This window comes from Azospirillum formosense (assembly GCF_013340925.1).
Taxonomy (GTDB): domain Bacteria; phylum Pseudomonadota; class Alphaproteobacteria; order Azospirillales; family Azospirillaceae; genus Azospirillum; species Azospirillum formosense.
The window spans coordinates 1-1,258 of record NZ_WHOR01000505.1; the positions used below are offsets into that span (position 1 = coordinate 1).

General features: G+C 71.3%; 2 protein-coding genes. Both read right to left on the reverse strand.

Annotated elements, in window-relative coordinates; genetic code table 11:
- Window positions 1-170: 170 nt before the first annotated feature.
- Window positions 171-494, reverse strand: coding sequence for a thioredoxin TrxA (gene trxA, locus GBZ26_RS29435; protein WP_035669691.1), 324 nt, complete (start codon window positions 492-494; stop codon window positions 171-173).
- A gap of 211 nt (window positions 495-705) precedes the next feature.
- On the reverse strand, window positions 706-1,143 hold the full coding sequence (locus GBZ26_RS30545; RefSeq protein WP_345772089.1) for a PD-(D/E)XK nuclease family protein: 438 nt from the start codon (window positions 1,141-1,143) through the stop codon (window positions 706-708).
- Between the last annotated feature and the right edge of the window lie 115 nt (window positions 1,144-1,258).

Below are 1,258 nucleotides of genomic sequence, written 5' to 3' on the forward strand. Positions count from 1 at the left end.
GGTGAGGGTGCTGTCGAGGATCGATGCCTTGATCCTCGTGCGACCCTCACCCGCCCGCTGCGCGGGCACCCTCTCCCGGGGCGGGAGAGGGATTGGACGCTACAGGCGACCGCGCAAACAAAAAGCCCCGCCGGAGGGGCGGGGCTTTTCGATCGTCCGGGAGGCGGGGCTCAGAGAGCCTCGTCGACCCACGAGAACAGGGCGGTCTTCGGCAGGGCGCCGATCTTGGTGGCGGCGACGTTGCCGTTCTTGAACAGCATCAGCGTCGGGATGCCGCGCACGCCGTACTTGGTCGGGGTGCCGGGGTTGTCGTCGATGTTCAGCTTGGCGACGGTGACCTTGCCGCCATACTCCTTGGCGAGGTCGTCGAGCGCGGGAGCAATCATCTTGCAGGGGCCGCACCACTCCGCCCAGAAATCGACCAGGACCGGACCGTCGGCCTTCAGCACGTCCTGCTCGAAGCTGTCGTCGGTGACCTTGATGGGATCGCTCATGTGACCTCTATGCCTGGGTTCAGGGGCACCGCCGCGCCGATTTTCCACCGGCGGCGGACCCATCCCTCATCGGTGGAATTTGCCAAAATGTATGACCGAGCCCCCTCACTGGTCAAGCCGGGGCGCGAATGCGGTCTCGTCAACCCAATCCGCCGCCCCGTGCAACGCGGCCGGGGGTGAAAAGTTCCCACGGCGAACTATCGCGCGCGCCTCACTCCGGAAGCTCCATCAAAGCGGGGGTGTCGGTCCACAGCAGGACGCAGCGCACCGCCTTGTCCGGGTAGATGGCGCGCAGCGCCGCGCGGTAGGCCTCCATCTGGCGGACATAGACGGGCGGCACGTCCTCCGCCCGGACGGGCGGCGGGCGGTTGGTCTTGTAGTCGACGATCCACACCGCGTCGTCCTCGATCACCAGCCGGTCGACCCGGCCCGACAGGGCGCGCCCGGTCACCAGACCAACCACCTCCACCTCGGCACGGGAGTTGGGGCCGAACAGCCGGGCGAAGCGCGGGTCGGTCAGGACGCGCATCGTTTCGGATGCGATTTCATCCTGGCGCTCCGCCGTCAGCTCGTGGCCGGGGCGGGCGAGGTAGCGGCGGGCGGGGGGCCCCCCCCCGCGCGGGGGGGGGGGGGGGGGGGGGCGCGTCACGCGGGGGGGGAGCAGGGGCCCCGCGCAGGGCGGCCCGCCTGCCCCCCCCGGCCGGCGGGGGCCGCCCCGCCTGCTCCCCCCCCCGGCGGGGGGGGGGGGGGGGGGCCTCTTCTCG